The sequence below is a fragment of the Roseicyclus marinus genome, from assembly GCF_030163795.1.
Lineage (GTDB): Bacteria > Pseudomonadota > Alphaproteobacteria > Rhodobacterales > Rhodobacteraceae > Roseicyclus > Roseicyclus marinus.
Window position 1 is genome coordinate 33528 of the sequence record NZ_JASJOF010000016.1, and the last position, 14399, is coordinate 47926.

The following is a 14399-nucleotide window of genomic DNA, read 5'->3' on the forward strand; positions in this document are numbered from 1 at the left end:
TCCCCTGTTGCTCAGGCGGTCAGTCGCGCGCCGGCATGGCCGGTGATGCGCGCGGTGACGATCGCCCCCTCGCGCTGGTCGGTCGCGAAATCGACCTCGGTGAATTGCTCGGTCCGGCCCATGCGCGGCGTTTCCATCAAGATGCGATGCGTCTTGCCCGCCTGATCCGCCAGATGCGTTCGCGTTGCCGCCTCGCCCGTCGCGCGCAGGCGCGCTGCGCGCTCCTTGATCGTGCCGGCGTCGAGTTGCGGCATCCGGGCGGCGGGCGTGCCTTGGCGCGCCGAATAGGGAAAGACATGCAGCCACGTCAGCCCGCAGTCCGCGACCAGCTTCAGCGAATTGTCGAATGCCGCCTCCGTCTCGGTCGGAAAGCCTGCGATGATGTCGGCGCCGAAGACGATATCGGAGCGCAGGCGCCGCGCTTCTTCGCAGAACCGGATCGCATCGTCGCGCAGGTGGCGGCGCTTCATCCGTTTCAGGATCAGATCGTCGCCATGTTGCAGCGACAGGTGCAGATGCGGCATCAGGCGCGGTTCGGTCGCGATGGCCTGCATCAGGTTCGGGTCCGCTTCGATGGAATCGATCGAACTGATCCTGAGGCGCGGCAAATCGGGGACCAGCCGCAAGATACGCATCACCAGATCGCCCAGACGCGGCTCATTCGGAAGGTCCGCACCCCAAGAGGTCAGATCGACGCCGGTCAGCACGACCTCGTTATAGCCGCGATCCACCAGCCGCTTGATCTGGTCGACCACGACACCCGCCGGAACGCTGCGCGAATTGCCCCGACCAAAGGGAATGATGCAGAAGGTGCAGCGGTGATCGCAGCCGTTCTGGACCTGCACATACGCGCGCGCCCGCGTGCCGAATCCATCGATCAGATGGCCCGCCGTTTCGGTGACCGACATGATGTCGTCCACCTGCACCCGCTCGGTTTCGCCGATCAGGTCTACGGCCATGGCGGTCCATGTCTCGGGGCGCATCTTTTCGGTATTGCCGATGACGCGGTCGACCTCGGGCATCTTGGCGAAGGTTTCGGGCTCCGTCTGGGCGGCGCAGCCGGTGACGATCAGGGTCGCCTCGGGATGCTGGCGGCGCAGGCGGCGGATGTCTTGGCGCGCCTTGCGCACCGCCTCGGCCGTCACGGCGCAGGTGTTGACCACGACCGTCTGGCCAAGGCCCGCGGCCTCGGTCATCTCGCGCATCGCCTCGGTCTCGTAGGCGTTGAGCCGACAGCCGAGCGTGTGAAAGACGGGGGGCTGCGCGCTCATTGGATGGCCGCCAGCCAATCGGGTGACAGATACCCCTCGAACACGACGGCGGTCGGACCGGTCATCCAGACGCCATCCTCCTGCCAATCGATCAGGATATCGCCGCCATCCAGCGTGATCCGCAGCTTGCGCCCGGTCAGCCCCCGCCGCGCAGCGGCAACGCCCACCGCGCAGGACGACGAGCCGGAGGCCAGCGTGATCCCCGTGCCCCGTTCCCAGACCCGCATCCGCAAATGGTCGGGGCCGATCACATGGGCGAATTGCACGTTGGTGCGTTCGGGAAAAAGCGGGTGATGCTCCATCTCCGCGCCCCGTGCGGCAAGGTCGATTGCCTCCGCATCCGCGACGAAAAAGCTGCAATGCGGGTTGCCCATGCCGGTCGCGACCGGATCGCCCGGAATCGGCAGGTGCAGCAGGTCTACGTCCTGTGCCAGCGGCACGCCCTGCCAGTCGAGAACGGGCTGCCCCATGTTGACCGAGGTCAGGCCATCGCCCGCATCGCGCGCCATGAGCAGCCCGCGTTCGGTCCGCAGCGTCAGCGCCGCCTTTCCCGTCCGCGCCATTTCCTGCGCGGCGATGCAGCGTGTGGCATTGCCGCAGGTCGAGGACAGGCTGCCATCGGCATTCCAGAAGGTCAGGCGCAGATCGGAATCATCCCCCGTTTCGACCAGCGCCAGTTGGTCGAAACCTACCCCCCGGTGACGATCCGCCAACGCACGCGCCAAGGCGGGCGTGACGGCGGCATCGGTTGCACGCGCGTCGATCACCACGAAGTCATTGCCAAGCCCGTGCATTTTCACAAAGGGCAGGCCGGAAGGGGGCGGCATCTGGGACATGCGCGGGCACATACACCTCTGTGGCTTGCAAGGAAATCCCCCGCCCGGTTTTTGGCTTGACGCCGCCAAACCCCCGCCGTAGAGACGCGGCCCTGAGTGGGCCCGTAGCTCAGTTGGTAGAGCAGTTGACTTTTAATCAATTGGTCACAGGTTCGAATCCTGTCGGGCTCACCATTTTCCTCCCTTGAAATCAGCCTTTGAATCCCGTCGCCAACGGGATGTTGCCTGTCGTTTTCCCTATGGGGTTTCTGGCGCGATGGCCTATCAAGGGGCCATGTTCCTGAGCGTTTTCGACATCTTCAAGATCGGCGTTGGCCCGTCCTCGTCCCACACGATGGGACCGATGACGGCGGCTGGGCGATTCCTGTCCGACCTGCTGTCTGGCCGTGAGAAAGAGCCCGGTGCCGGCGAATTGGCGGGGTTGGGCTGCACGCTGCACGGCTCGCTTGCCTTTACCGGCAAGGGGCACGCGACCGATCGCGCCGTGATCCTTGGGCTGTCGGGTCACGCGCCTGCGACACTCGATCCCGACCGAGCCGAAGCGTTGGAGGCCGAGGTGCGCCGGACGGGTCTCGTCACGCCGCCGGGCCTGCCGCCGCTGCGCTTCGACCCCGAGCGCGATCTGCTCTTCGACTACGGCCCTCCCCTGCCCGGTCATGCCAATGGCATGGTGCTGCGCGCCTTCGACGGGGCGGGGAACCTCTATATGGAAGAAACCTATTATTCCGTCGGCGGCGGATTTGTCCTGACCGCGCGGGAATTGGCGGGGGCTGCGCCGGGTGGGGCGGTGGCGCTGCACGAGGAAAAGGCGGCGGCGGGCTATCCCTATCCCTTTGGGTCTGCTGCGGAAATGCTGGCGATGGGGCGCGCGTCGGGCAAGACCATCGCCGAGATGAAATGGGCGAACGAGACCGCCCGCCACCCGGCGCGCGAGGTGCAAGAGCGGCTCGATGCCGTGTGGCAGGCGATGGACGATTGCATCGACCGGGGCCTGAGGATGGAGGGCGAATTGCCCGGCGGTCTGCGCGTCAAGCGCCGCGCGCGCGCGATCCACCAGCAATTGCTGGCCGAGCGCGGTTCGAACCTGGCCCAGCCGCATACGGTGAATGACTGGCTTTCGGTCTATGCGATGGCCGTGAACGAGGAAAACGCGGCGGGGGGGCGTGTCGTGACCTCGCCCACCAATGGCGCGGCGGGTGTGGTGCCTGCGGTGCTGCGCTATTACCGCGATCATTGCATCGGCGCGACCGAGGAGGGGCGGCGGCGGTTCCTGATGGCGGCCTCGGCCATCGGTGGGTTGATCAAGCACAATGCCAGCATCTCGGGGGCCGAGGTGGGGTGTCAGGGCGAGGTCGGATCGGCCAGCGCCATGGCGGCGGCGGGGTTATGTGCGGCCTTGGGCGGGACCAATGAACAGGTTGAAAACGCGGCGGAAATCGCGCTGGAGCATCACCTTGGCATGACCTGCGACCCGGTCGGCGGTTTGGTGCAGGTGCCCTGTATCGAGCGCAACGGGCTGGGCGCGATCAAGGCGGTTTCGGCGGCGTCGCTGGCTCTGCGTGGCGATGGAACGCATTTCATGCCGCTCGATAATTGCATCGAGGCGATGCGCCAGACGGGCCTCGACATGTCGACGAAGTACAAGGAAACGAGCCTCGGCGGGCTGGCGGTGAACCTGCCGGAATGTTGAGGGTTCGGTGGCTTCTGTGGGCCGTGCGGTGCGCCTGAAGGCGCACCCTACACGGGGGTTAATGGTTTGTTCGAAACCTTGATGCTTCGTTAAGATCCGGGGGCGGATGTTGACGGAAGATTGCCGTGGCCTTGAACGGTTAGGGAGTCGTTAGAGAGGTGCGTTTTGGTGGGCAGATTGCCCACCCTACCGGACCGTGTCGCCGGGGAGGAAGACGGGTGCGAGCGTCACCATTTCGTCGGTCAGCGCATTGGCCGCGATCAGTTCTGCCGCGCGGCGGCCGATCTCGTGGCGCTGGCTGTCCATCGTGGCGATGCGCATCGGCAAGCCGTCCAGCACCTCGAAGGAGTTGAAGCCCGCAAGCCCGATCTGGCCGGGAATATCCATGCCCTTTTCGAGGCAATAGAGCAGCCCGCCTGCCGCGTTGATGTCGCTGTTGTAGTAGAGGAAATCGAGGTCGGGTGTGCGGCCCAATATCTCGGCCGTCATGCCGCGCCCGGTGCCGAAGCCGGAGGTGCCCGCATAAAGACAGGCATCGGTGAGCGACAATCCCGCCTCGGCCAGTCCCTGTTCGAAGCCCTGCCGCCGTTTCTGCGCGCGATGATCCTTGATCGAGGAGGAGCCGCAATAGCCGATCTTGCGATAGCCGCGCGCGGCGATTTCGCGGGCCATCTGGCGACCGGCCTCGAGATGGCTGATGCCGACGCAAGCCGCGACCGGGTCGCCGTCGACATCCATCACCTCGACCACGGGAATGCCGGCATTGGCCATCATGGCGCGCGCGGCGTCCGAATGTTCGAGCCCCGCCACGATCAGCCCGGAGGGCCGCCAGCTGAGCATTTCATAGATGACCTTTTCCTCGAGATCGTCGTCGTATTTCGAGGTGCCGATCACGGGTTGGAGCGGCGTTTCGTCCAGCACCTCGCCGATGCCTGCCAGAACGTCGGGAAAGACCATGTTCGAGAGGGACGGGATCACCACGCCCACGAGGTTCACGCGGTTCGAGGCCAGCGCGCCCGCGATCTTGTTGGGGACGTAGCCAAGTTTCCGGGCGGCGGCGAAGACCCGTTCGCGCGTCTGGGCCGAGACATCGCCCCGGCTGCGCAAGACCCGGCTGACCGTCATTTCCGACACCCCCGCAGCCTCGGCCACGTCGCGGAGCGTCATCTGGGGCTTTCCGTCGAAAGGGTTGCGTCCGCGCAAAAATCCGGTCCTTTGAGGCCATCGCCGTCAGACTACTGTTAGGTCGCCCCGCGCCGTACCGCAAGCCGCCCGCGAATTGCGCCTTGCCCGACGGGCGCGAATGGCCGAAAACCGAGGCGCGTGGCCCCGTGGCTCAACTGGATAGAGCAGTCCCCTCCTAAGGGACAGGTTACAGGTTCGAATCCTGTCGGGGTCACCAGATTTCAGCCGATGACGCCCTTTTCGCGCAAGCTGGCAATGCTGCCCGCATCATAACCCGCCTCGGCCAGAACGGCATCGGTATGGGCGCCGAGATCGGGGGCGGGGTGGCGCACCTGAAGCGGGGTTTCCGAGAATTTCACCGGAAAGCCCACCATTTTCACGGTGCCATGGCCCGGATGGGGCACGGACAGAACCATCTCCTGCGCGGCGACCTGCGGATCGGCCAGCGCCTCGGTCAGGGTCTGGACCCGGCCACAGGGCACGCCCGCACCATTGAGGCGGGCGATCCAGTTTTCCTGCGTGTCATGGGCAAGGGCCTCGTCGATCAGCGCGTTCAGGGCCGCGCGGTTTTGCACGCGGGCCTCGTTGGTGGCGAAGCGGGGATCGGACAGAAGATCGGGCAGGCCGATCTCGGCCAGAAGGCGTTTGACGATCGGCAGCGTCGAGGGCGCGATGGCGATGTCGCCGTCCTGCGCGCGGAAGAGACCATAGGGCGAGGCGATGGGATGGTCGTTGCCGGTGGGCGCGGCATCGCGGCCCGTGACCAGCGCATTGGCCGAGAGATAGGCCATCATCGACAGCATCGACATCATCATGGAGGCCTCGACCCGTTGCGAAGGCCCGCCCCGGTCGCGGCCAGCAAGCGCCGCTACAGCGCCAAGGGCCGCGTAAAGCCCCGCGATCAGGTCGGTGAGCGGCGGGCCGGTGCGCAGCGGGCCGGTGTCGGGCCGCCCGTTCGTCGTCATGTAGCCCGACATGGCCTGCGTGATGAAATCGAAGGCCGGGCGGTCGGCATAGGGGCCGGTCGAGCCATAGCCATTCACGCTGGCCACGATCAGGCGGGGATTGATTTCGGCCAGCCGTTCGGGCGTGAAGCCCATTTCGGACAGGACGCCGGGGCGGAAATTCTCGGTCAGGATGTCGGCATCGGCCAACAGGCGTTCGAGGACGGCTAGCCCCTCGGGCTTGCGCAGGTCGAGCACGACCGAGCGTTTGTTGCGGTTGAAGCTGGCGAAATACCACGAGAAGCCGTCGACCTTTTCGCCCTGACCGCGCACATGGTCGCCGCCCGGCGCCTCGATCTTGACGACATCGGCGCCAAGATCGCCGAGGATCATGGCGCAGAACGGGCCGGACAGGATGCGGGTGAGGTCGATCACCCGCACGCCCGAAAGGGGAAGCTGGCTCATCCGGCGGCCGTGGCGGTCAGGCCGGGATCGTAGCGGCGCAGGCGGGGCCCGGATTTGATCACCTGCCCGGGCAGGTCGCGGCCGATGATGTCCTGGGCGAGTTTCGCGGCGGCGATCATCGCGTCGAGGTCGACGCCGGTGTCATAGCCGCTTTCGTTCAGGAGATAGACCAGATCTTCGGTGCAGATATTGCCGGTGGCCCCGGCGGCGAAGGGGCAGCCGCCCAAGCCGCCGACCGAGGCGTCGTAATGGGTGATCCCTTCGGCCAGCCCCGCCATGACGCAGGCCAGTCCGACACCGCGCGTGTTGTGGAAATGCAGGCCGATGCCCAGCCCCGGTGCCTCGGCCCGGATCGCCTGAACGGCGGCGCGGACGGTTGCGGGCGTGGCCATGCCGGTCGTGTCGCCCAGACCCACGGCGGTTGCGCCGAGATCCTGATAGCGTTTGGCGATGCGGGCCACCTGTTCGGGGGGCACCACGCCCTCGAACGGGCAGCCGAAGGCGGTGGCGATGCCGCCCTCGATCATGATCCCCTTTTGCAGCATCAGGGCGCAGACCGCCTCGAAATCCTTGAGCGAGGCGTCGATGGGGCGGTTCACATTCTTGCGGTTGTGGGTCTCGGAGGCGGAGACGACGGTATGGACCGCATCGACCCCGCAGGCGGCGGCACGCTCGGCCCCCTTGAGATTGGGGATGAGGGCGGTGATCAGCGCCCCCTTTGGCCGGTCGATGCCGGCGAGCACGGCTTCGGCATCGGCGAGCTGCGGCACGGCGCGGGGGCTGACGAAGGAGGTGACCTGCATCGCGCGCAGCCCGGCGGCGAAGAGCGCGTTGACGATCGCGATTTTCCTGTCGGTCGGGATGAAGGTGGATTCGATCTGGAACCCGTCGCGGGGGCCGACCTCGCAGATGGTGATATGGGCACCGTCGGGGACGGGGTGGGTGGCGGCGTGGGTCATGGGTTTTCCTTGGTGCGCGGCAGGGCGCGGAAACGGGGCACGCGGCGGGGCGCGGAGATGGGGTTGCGGGCGCATATTGGCCTGCGGCGCGCGGGCACGGCAAGGGCGGGGCGCGTGGCCTGCCAAGGTGCGATTGTGTTTTGTTATGCTGCAGCTGCGGCACATCCGCAGGGGGAGCGGGTGGAGGGAGCTATGGGAGGGTCTTTTCCAAAGCATTGATAAAATTTGGAAAAATCACCTGACTTGCGACTTATGCTGCGCTGCGGCCAGCCATCTTTTCATCTCTCTCAGACATGAAATTTGGTGATGGCAGGTGTGAGGGCCGGTCATGCCCACTTGCAAACTCATGCCGGATGCACTCCCCTGCCCTCGGTTTGGCACAAGGGAGGAGAGGACCTTATGACCGTACGTACATTGAGTTCCGTGAAATTGGGGGCCGTGCTGGCCGCCGCACTGACCGTAACGGCAGCGCCCGCATCGGCGACCGAATGCATCGCGCCGTCCAACCCCGGCGGCGGCTGGGATTTCACCTGCCGCACCATCGGCCGGGTGCTGGGCGAGCTGGGTCTTGTCGAGGGCAACGTGCAGGTCACCAACATGGCCGGTGGCGTGGGTGCCGTGGCATTCGCCATGGTTGCCGCAGAGCGCCCGGCGGACGAGGACCTGATCGTCGCGACCTCCACCGTGGGTGTGACGCAGATGGCGCAGGGCCGTTACCCCGCGCCGCTGGAAACCATGCGCTACCTTGCGATGCTGGGTGCCGACGTGGGCGTGATCGCGGTGGACAACGACAGCCCGATCCAGTCGCTGGAAGAACTGACCGCCGCCATCGCGGCCGATCCGGGATCGCTCGTGACGGGCGGGTCGTCGGGTGCGGGCGGCTGGGACCATATCCGCCTCTTGATGGTGGCCGATGCCACCGGGACCGAGGATCTGAGCGCGATCCGCTGGGTGCAGTTCGACGGCGGCACCGATGCGGTCACGCAGATGATGGGCGGCCAGATCGACGTGGTGTCGACCGACATGGGCGAGATCGCGGGCTTCGTGGAATCGGGCGATATCCGCGTTCTGGCAGCACTGTCGGATGAACCGATCCCGGCCTTCCCGGATATCCCGACCGCGGCGTCGCAGGGCGTGGATGTGACCGGCTACAACTGGCGCGGGCTTTATGCGGGCGGCCAGATCTCGGACGCGGCCTACGACGGCTGGGTCGAGCGGCTTGAGACGCTCTACAACTCCACCAACTGGCAGGAAGCGGCCACGTCGGCCGGCCTGATCCCGATCTGGCGCGGCGGTGCCGAGTTCGAGGCCTTTGTCCGCGAACAGGCGCAGGTGATGGAAACCATCTCCCGCGAAATCGGCGTGATCCAGTAATGTCTGGACTGAGCGTCAGGCTCTTTGGTGCCGCGGTCTTTGCGATCGCGGCACTTTATACCCTGCAATCGCAAACCTATCAGATCACCTTTGGCGACGTGCTGGGGCCGTCGGTCTTTCCGCTGATCGTGGGCATTCCGATGATGATCCTGTCGGCCTCGCTCGTGATCTTTCCGACCGGCGAGGTGGAATGGCCGGGCAAGGACAGGTTGTGGCGGCAGGCCGTCGCGCTGGCGGCCTTCGTCGGCTACACGATGGTGATGGAAGAGCTGGGCTTTCCCATCGCGACCGCGATCCTGATCGCGGTGGTGGGGATCGTCATGGGCGGCGCGCCGTGGCGGGCCATCGCGCTGGGCGCGGTCTTTGGTCCGGGGCTATGGGCCCTGTTCGACCAAGTTCTGGGATTGCCGCTTGATTTTCTGGGGACGCTGTTCGGCTGAGCCCGGACAGGCGTGGGGAGACCGTTCATGGAAGTGCTCTCGCTGATCGGCAACGGCTTTCTGGTCGCGCTGACGCCGCTCAACATCGGCCTGTTGCTGATGGGATGTTTCGTGGGCACGCTGCTGGGCGCGCTGCCCGGCCTTGGGCCGGTGAACGGGGTGGCGGTGCTGATCCCGCTGACATTCGCCTTCGGGTTCGATCCGACCTCGTCGCTGATCCTGCTCTGTGCGGTCTATTTCGGCTGCATGTACGGCGGGCGGATCAGTTCGATCCTGCTCAACATTCCGGGCGACGAACCGGCGATCATGACCACGCTCGACGGCTATCCGATGGCGGTGCAGGGGCAGGCGGCCAATGCGCTGGCAATCTCGGGCGTCGCGTCCTTTGTGGGGGCCACCATCGCGGTGATCGGCCTGTCGTTGTTCGCGCCGGTTCTGGCGCGCGCGGCGATCCATTTCGGACCGGCGGATTACTTTGCGCTCTATATCCTTGCCTTTGCCACCATCGGCGGCATCGCGGGTGTCGATCCGCGCAAGACGCTGCTGTCGGCAGCCATCGGCCTGATGCTGGCGACCGTGGGCATCGACCCGATCTCGGGCGTGCCGCGCTACACGATGGACAATTTCCACCTCTATGACGGCATCCAGCCGATCATCGCGTTGGTGGGCCTGTTCGCCATTTCCGAAATCCTGCTGCTTTTGGAGAAAAGCGCCAAGGATCGGCCCAAGGCGATCAAGGTCGACCGCTGGATGCCGCAATGGTCGGCGATCTGGCCGACGCGCTGGGCGATGCTGCGCGGGTCGGGCGTGGGGTTTGTCGCGGGCGTGTTGCCGGGGGCAGGGGCCTCGCTGGGCTCGTTCATGGCCTATGTCTTCGAAAAGCAGAAATCGAACGGCAAGGGCACGTTCGGCAAGGGCGATCCGCGAGGCGTGGCCGCCCCGGAAGCGGGGAACAACGCCGCTGCGGGCGGTGCGCTGATCCCGATGCTGTCCCTGGGCGTGCCGGGGTCGGGGACCACGGCGGTGCTGCTGGCGATGCTCATTTCGCTGAACGTGCAGCCGGGGCCGTTGTTGTTCGAGCGTCAGCCGGACCTCGTCTGGGGTCTGGTCGCGTCGCTGTATCTGGCCAATATCGCGCTTTTGGTTCTGAACCTGCCGATGATCGGCATCTTCACCCGGTTGATGATGACGCCGACATGGGCGTTGATGCCGGTGGTGGCCGCGATCACCTTTGTCGGGGTCTACGGGATTTCGAATTCGATCTTCGACCTTGAGCTGATGGTCTTCTTCGGGGTGCTTGGCTACATCATGCGCAAGCTGGACATCAGCCTTGTGCCGCTGGTTCTGGGGCTTTTGCTGGGCGGCGACATGGAACGGAACCTGCGCCGGGCGATGTCGATCTCGGACGGGGATTGGAGCATCCTGATCGCCAGCCCGATCTCGATCTCGCTTTATGTCCTGACCATCGGGTTCCTTGCGCTGTCGGTCTGGCTGGCGGTGCGCGACCACAAGCAGAGCAAGGCCGAGCGCCTGACAGAGGGCTGAGGCGGCGGCGTGGCGGGGGGCGCGCGATACGACCTCGTGTCGCTGGACCTATTCCGCAGCGTGGCCACGGGCGGCAGCATCGCACAGGCGGCCAGCCTGCATGGGCTGGTGCCCTCGGCGGTCAGCAAGCGGATCGCGGATCTGGAGGCGCTGGTGGGCGTGCCGCTGTTGAACCGGCATCGGCGCGGCGTGGAGCCGACATCGGCGGGGCGCGATCTGCTCCGCCATGCCGAGGGTCTGCGCGCCGCCATCGACCGGATGGAGGCCGAGATGGGCGCCCATGCCACCGGGCGGCGCGGCGCGATCCGGGTTGCGGCCAATTCCTCGTCCATCTCGCAATTCCTGCCCGAGGACCTGGCCGAATTCGTCACGGCGCATCCTGATCTGACCGTGCATCTGGCCGAGATGACCAGCCTTGAGGTGATCGAGGCGGTGCGCGGGGGGCGGGCCGATCTGGGCATATTCTCGGGGCTGACGGAGGCGGTGGGCCTGTCGATCCTGCCCTATCGGCGCGACACGTTGGTGGTGGTGATGCCCGCCGATCACCCGCTGGCGGCGCGGCGGGTGCTGCGGCTGGAGGATGTGGTGGGCGAGCCTTTCGTGGCGTTGCAGGCCGGAAGTTCGATTCAGGCGTGGATCGAACGCCGGGCCGAGGAAGCGGGCGCGCGCATCCGGACACAGGTCGCGGTGCAGAGTTTCGACGGGGTGCGCCGGATGGTACAGGCGCGGCTGGGCATCGCGATCCTGCCCTTTGGCGCGGTCGAGCCCTATCTGGATGCCGCGCGGCTTGCGATGGTGCCGCTGGACGAGCCTTGGGCCACGCGTGATCTGCTATTGGCGGTGCGTGATCTGGCGGCGGTCAGCCCGCAGACTGCGGCCCTGATCGCGACGTTGCGCGGTCAGGCAGAATGACGGAGAGGAAAGGAAAAGCGATGGGGACGTTCGACGAGGATCTGTTCGAAAAGGGGCTGGAACGGCGCAAGGCGACGCTGGGGGCCGAGTATGTCCAGAAAAGCCTGGATGGCGCGGACGACCTGACGCGCGGGTTCCAAGAGGCGATGACGGCCTGGTGCTGGGGGTTTGGCTGGGGCGACGATGCGATCGACGCCAAGACGCGCAGCCTGATGAACCTGTCGATGCTGGGGGCCTTGGGCAAGATGCATGAATGGGAATTGCATTGCCGGGGTGCGCTGAACAATGGCTGCACGGTCGAGGAGATCCGCGCGGCCTGTCACGCGGTGGCGATTTATTGCGGCGTGCCGCAGGCGCATGAATGTTTCCGCGTCGCCCGCAAGGTTTTGGAGGAGCGCGGGCTGATCTGAGGCCCGCGCCCCACCCGCTCAGACCATGCCGAAGCGCGCCGGATCGGCCTTCTCCCAATATTTGGCGAAGGCGGGATGGGTTGCCGCGCCATCCACCAAGGCCCGGGGGGCGAGCCAGTCGTATTGGCTGGCCGCCGAGCGCACCTCGCGGCTGGAGACGCGGATCATCAGGTGATGCGGCGACAGGTCGGCGGGCGACAGGAGGCCCGCCGATTCCACGGCTTCCTTGAGGGCTGTCAGGGTGTTGCGGTGGTAATTGGCGACGCGCTGGAACTTGTCGGCCACGACCAGCGCCCGGTAGCGGCCGGGATCTTGCGAGGCGACGCCGGTGGGGCATTTGCCGGAATGGCAGACCTGCGCCTGGATGCAGCCGATGGCGAACATGAAGCCGCGCGCGATGTTGCAGCCATCCGCCCCGAGCGCGAAGAGGCGGCACATGTCGAAGGCGCTGATGATCTTGCCCGAGACGATCAGTTTGACCCGGTTGCGCAGGCCGGTGCCGACAAGGGCGTTGTGCACGAGCATCAGCCCTTCGCGCAGCGGTGCGCCGCGATGGTCCGCGAATTCGACGGGCGCGGCCCCGGTGCCGCCTTCGGCCCCGTCGATGGTGATGAAATCAGGCGTGACGCCGGTTTCGCGCATCGCCTTGATCAGGGCGAACACCTCCCACGGGTGGCCGACGCAGAGCTTGATGCCGATGGGTTTGCCATCGGAGAGCGCACGCAGGCGGGCGATGAAGGCGCAAAGCTCGAGCGGGGTGGAAAACTCGGCATGGGCGGCAGGGCTGACGCAATCCTGGCCGACGGGGACGCCGCGTGCCTCGGCGATGGCTTCGGTCACCTTGGCGCCGGGCAGGATGCCGCCATGGCCGGGCTTGGCCCCTTGGGACAGCTTGATCTCGATCATCCTGACCTGATCTTGGGCGGCGGTGGCCGCGAAGGCATCGGGGCAGAACCGCCCATCTTGCGTGCGGCAGCCGAAATAGCCGCTGCCGATCTGCCAGATCAGATCGCCGCCGTGGAGGCGGTGAAAGCGCGATACGCCGCCTTCGCCGGTGGTGTGGGCAAAGCTGCCAAGATGCGCGCCCTTGTTCAGCGCCTCGATCGCATTGGGCGAGAGTGCGCCGTAGGACATACCCGAGATGTTCAGGACCGAGGACGCATAGGGCCGCGTGCAATCGGGGCCGCCGATGGTGATGCGGAAATCGCCGCTGTCCAGATGGGTGGGGCGCATGGAATGGTTGATCCATTCATGCCCGATCTCGTTCACGTTGCGCAAAGTGCCGAAGGGGCGCAGCCCCTCGATCCCCTTGGCGCGGCGATAGACCAGCGCGCGCTGTTCGCGGGAAAACGGCGTTTCCTCGTGATCGCTTTCGAGGAAATACTGCCGGATCTCGGGGCGGAAATGTTCGAAGACGAAGCGCAGGCGGGCCGAGATCGGGTAATTCTTGAGGACCGCGCGGCGGGGTTGCAGCAGGTCGTGCAGGCCGAAGGCCGAGGCCGTGAGCGCGAGGGCCGTGACGAGCGAACCCCAAAGTGGTTGCAGGGTCGAGAGCGCCAGCCCCGCGGGGATCAGGCACAGGCACAAGACCAGTGGAAGAAAACGCATGATCACCAACCTCCAGACATGGATGTGGCGATGCGGCCAGCGATCCGTTGAAGGCCAACGGCCGCTGGCGGTGGTTGTTTAGAGGCCGCGCAGAGGTCGGGTGTCAGCCCTTGCGGTTCGGGGGCGTGCCGCCGCCCTTGCGCGGGGGTTTGCCGCCACCCGCTCCGAACGGCTTGCCGCCGCCCGGTCCGGGCCGTTTGCCACCGGGTCCGGCGGCGCGGGGCTTGCCACCGGGGGCCGAAGTCCCGGGCTTGCCACCGGGGCGGGCGCCTTGCGGTTTGCCGCCGGGGCGTTCCATCCGCTGGGAGGTGTCCGAGGCACCGGGGCGCGGGCCAGTCGGGGCCGCGGCTGCGGGTTTGGAATGGTCATGCTTTGGCTTGACCCACTCCTTTTTCCCGTCCGTCGGGCGCGGTTTGCGCGGGCCGTCGGTCGGCCCCGTGCGGTCGGGCTTGCGCCCGCCATCCTTGCCCTGCCACGCGGGTTTGCCGCGCGCATCCTTGGCGCCGGTGCCGGTGCGGGGTTTGCCCTCGCCCTTGTAGGGCGGCTTGCTCTCGCCCTTGTAGGGCGGCTTACCCTCGCCCTTGTAGGGCGGTTTGGCATCGCCCTTATACGGCGGTTTGGCGTCGCGGCGCGCGGGGGGTTTGGTGTCGCGCGGGCGATCGGGTGTGGCGGGACGCTCTGCCGGACGCTCTGCCCGGGGCTCGGGCGCGCGTTCGGCGGGACGGGGCGGCGCGGTCTCGGCAACGGGGGCGGCGGGGGC

12 protein-coding genes, 2 tRNA genes and 1 pseudogene are annotated in these 14399 nt (G+C 66.6%); 8 read left to right on the forward strand and 7 right to left on the reverse strand.

Annotated features, from left to right (window positions below; genetic code table 11):
* Positions 1–11: 11 nt before the first annotated feature.
* Both mtaB and dapF read right to left on the reverse strand, forming a co-directional pair.
* Positions 12–1271: a tRNA (N(6)-L-threonylcarbamoyladenosine(37)-C(2))-methylthiotransferase MtaB gene (gene mtaB, locus QQK63_RS16795; RefSeq protein ID WP_277824963.1), complete on the reverse strand. Its 1260-nt coding sequence runs from the start codon at positions 1269–1271 to the stop codon at positions 12–14.
* Positions 1268–2107, reverse strand: a complete 840-nt coding sequence (gene dapF, locus QQK63_RS16800) for a diaminopimelate epimerase (RefSeq protein WP_277824961.1) — start codon at positions 2105–2107, stop codon at positions 1268–1270. Before dapF ends, mtaB begins: the two co-directional genes overlap by 4 nt.
* A gap of 98 nt (positions 2108–2205) precedes the next feature.
* On the opposite strand from dapF, the gene QQK63_RS16805 reads away from it, so the two are divergent.
* Positions 2206–2281: transfer RNA gene (locus QQK63_RS16805), tRNA-Lys, on the forward strand.
* A gap of 100 nt (positions 2282–2381) precedes the next feature.
* Complete coding sequence (locus QQK63_RS16810; protein WP_277825929.1) at positions 2382–3797, forward strand: L-serine ammonia-lyase; 1416 nt, start codon at positions 2382–2384, stop codon at positions 3795–3797.
* 186 nt (positions 3798–3983) lie between these two features.
* Here QQK63_RS16810 and QQK63_RS16815 read toward each other — a convergent pair whose 3' ends face one another.
* Positions 3984–4964 carry a LacI family DNA-binding transcriptional regulator gene (locus QQK63_RS16815; RefSeq protein WP_277824959.1) on the reverse strand — a complete coding sequence of 327 codons (981 nt, stop codon included), beginning with the start codon at positions 4962–4964 and terminating at the stop codon, positions 3984–3986.
* Between the two features lie 158 nt (positions 4965–5122).
* On the opposite strand from QQK63_RS16815, the gene QQK63_RS16820 reads away from it, so the two are divergent.
* Positions 5123–5199: transfer RNA gene (locus QQK63_RS16820), tRNA-Arg, on the forward strand.
* 4 nt (positions 5200–5203) lie between these two features.
* Here QQK63_RS16820 and QQK63_RS16825 read toward each other — a convergent pair.
* Both QQK63_RS16825 and QQK63_RS16830 read right to left on the reverse strand, forming a co-directional pair.
* On the reverse strand, positions 5204–6391 hold the full coding sequence (locus tag QQK63_RS16825; protein ID WP_277824957.1) for a CaiB/BaiF CoA transferase family protein: 1188 nt from the start codon (positions 6389–6391) through the stop codon (positions 5204–5206).
* Complete coding sequence (locus QQK63_RS16830) at positions 6388–7350, reverse strand: hydroxymethylglutaryl-CoA lyase (RefSeq protein ID WP_277824955.1); 963 nt, start codon at positions 7348–7350, stop codon at positions 6388–6390. The genes QQK63_RS16825 and QQK63_RS16830 overlap by 4 nt, the downstream gene beginning before the upstream one ends.
* Positions 7351–7749: 399 nt before the next feature.
* Here QQK63_RS16830 and QQK63_RS16835 point away from each other — a divergent pair, with 399 nt between their 5' ends.
* Genes QQK63_RS16835 through QQK63_RS16855 form a run of 5 tightly spaced genes read left to right on the forward strand, consistent with a single transcriptional unit; the run spans position 7750 to position 12031 of the window.
* Entirely contained in the window at positions 7750–8724 is a 975-nt protein-coding gene (locus QQK63_RS16835) for a Bug family tripartite tricarboxylate transporter substrate binding protein (protein WP_277824953.1), read from the forward strand.
* Entirely contained in the window at positions 8724–9164 is a 441-nt protein-coding gene (locus QQK63_RS16840; protein ID WP_277824951.1) for a tripartite tricarboxylate transporter TctB family protein, read from the forward strand. The genes QQK63_RS16835 and QQK63_RS16840 overlap by 1 nt, the downstream gene beginning before the upstream one ends.
* Before the next feature lie 27 nt (positions 9165–9191).
* Positions 9192–10709 (forward strand): tripartite tricarboxylate transporter permease, encoded by a 1518-nt coding sequence (locus QQK63_RS16845; protein ID WP_277824949.1) that lies wholly within the window; start codon positions 9192–9194, stop codon positions 10707–10709.
* A 9-nt stretch (positions 10710–10718) separates the two neighbouring features.
* A complete protein-coding gene (locus QQK63_RS16850; RefSeq protein ID WP_277824947.1) occupies positions 10719–11621 on the forward strand; it encodes a LysR substrate-binding domain-containing protein in 903 nt (300 codons plus the stop codon).
* A 20-nt stretch (positions 11622–11641) separates the two neighbouring features.
* Positions 11642–12031, forward strand: coding sequence for a carboxymuconolactone decarboxylase family protein (locus QQK63_RS16855; protein ID WP_277824945.1), 390 nt, complete (start codon positions 11642–11644; stop codon positions 12029–12031).
* A gap of 18 nt (positions 12032–12049) precedes the next feature.
* Here QQK63_RS16855 and QQK63_RS16860 read toward each other — a convergent pair whose 3' ends face one another.
* Positions 12050–13639 carry an FMN-binding glutamate synthase family protein gene (locus QQK63_RS16860; RefSeq protein ID WP_277824943.1) on the reverse strand — a complete coding sequence of 530 codons (1590 nt, stop codon included), beginning with the start codon at positions 13637–13639 and terminating at the stop codon, positions 12050–12052.
* Between the two features lie 103 nt (positions 13640–13742).
* A pseudogene (locus QQK63_RS16865) lies at positions 13743–14399 on the reverse strand (hypothetical protein); the annotation flags it as partial.

Coding starts and splice junctions, on each gene's coding strand:
- mtaB (WP_277824963.1), bottom strand. CDS start 1,271: ATGAGCGCGCAGCCCCCCGTCTTTCACACGCTCGGCTGTCGGCTCAAC.
- dapF (WP_277824961.1), bottom strand. CDS start 2,107: ATGTCCCAGATGCCGCCCCCTTCCGGCCTGCCCTTTGTGAAAATGCAC.
- QQK63_RS16810 (WP_277825929.1), top strand. CDS start 2,382: ATGTTCCTGAGCGTTTTCGACATCTTCAAGATCGGCGTTGGCCCGTCC.
- QQK63_RS16815 (WP_277824959.1), bottom strand. CDS start 4,964: ATGACGCTCCGCGACGTGGCCGAGGCTGCGGGGGTGTCGGAAATGACG.
- QQK63_RS16825 (WP_277824957.1), bottom strand. CDS start 6,391: ATGAGCCAGCTTCCCCTTTCGGGCGTGCGGGTGATCGACCTCACCCGC.
- QQK63_RS16830 (WP_277824955.1), bottom strand. CDS start 7,350: ATGACCCACGCCGCCACCCACCCCGTCCCCGACGGTGCCCATATCACC.
- QQK63_RS16835 (WP_277824953.1), top strand. CDS start 7,750: ATGACCGTACGTACATTGAGTTCCGTGAAATTGGGGGCCGTGCTGGCC.
- QQK63_RS16840 (WP_277824951.1), top strand. CDS start 8,724: ATGTCTGGACTGAGCGTCAGGCTCTTTGGTGCCGCGGTCTTTGCGATC.
- QQK63_RS16845 (WP_277824949.1), top strand. CDS start 9,192: ATGGAAGTGCTCTCGCTGATCGGCAACGGCTTTCTGGTCGCGCTGACG.
- QQK63_RS16855 (WP_277824945.1), top strand. CDS start 11,642: ATGGGGACGTTCGACGAGGATCTGTTCGAAAAGGGGCTGGAACGGCGC.
- QQK63_RS16860 (WP_277824943.1), bottom strand. CDS start 13,639: ATGCGTTTTCTTCCACTGGTCTTGTGCCTGTGCCTGATCCCCGCGGGG.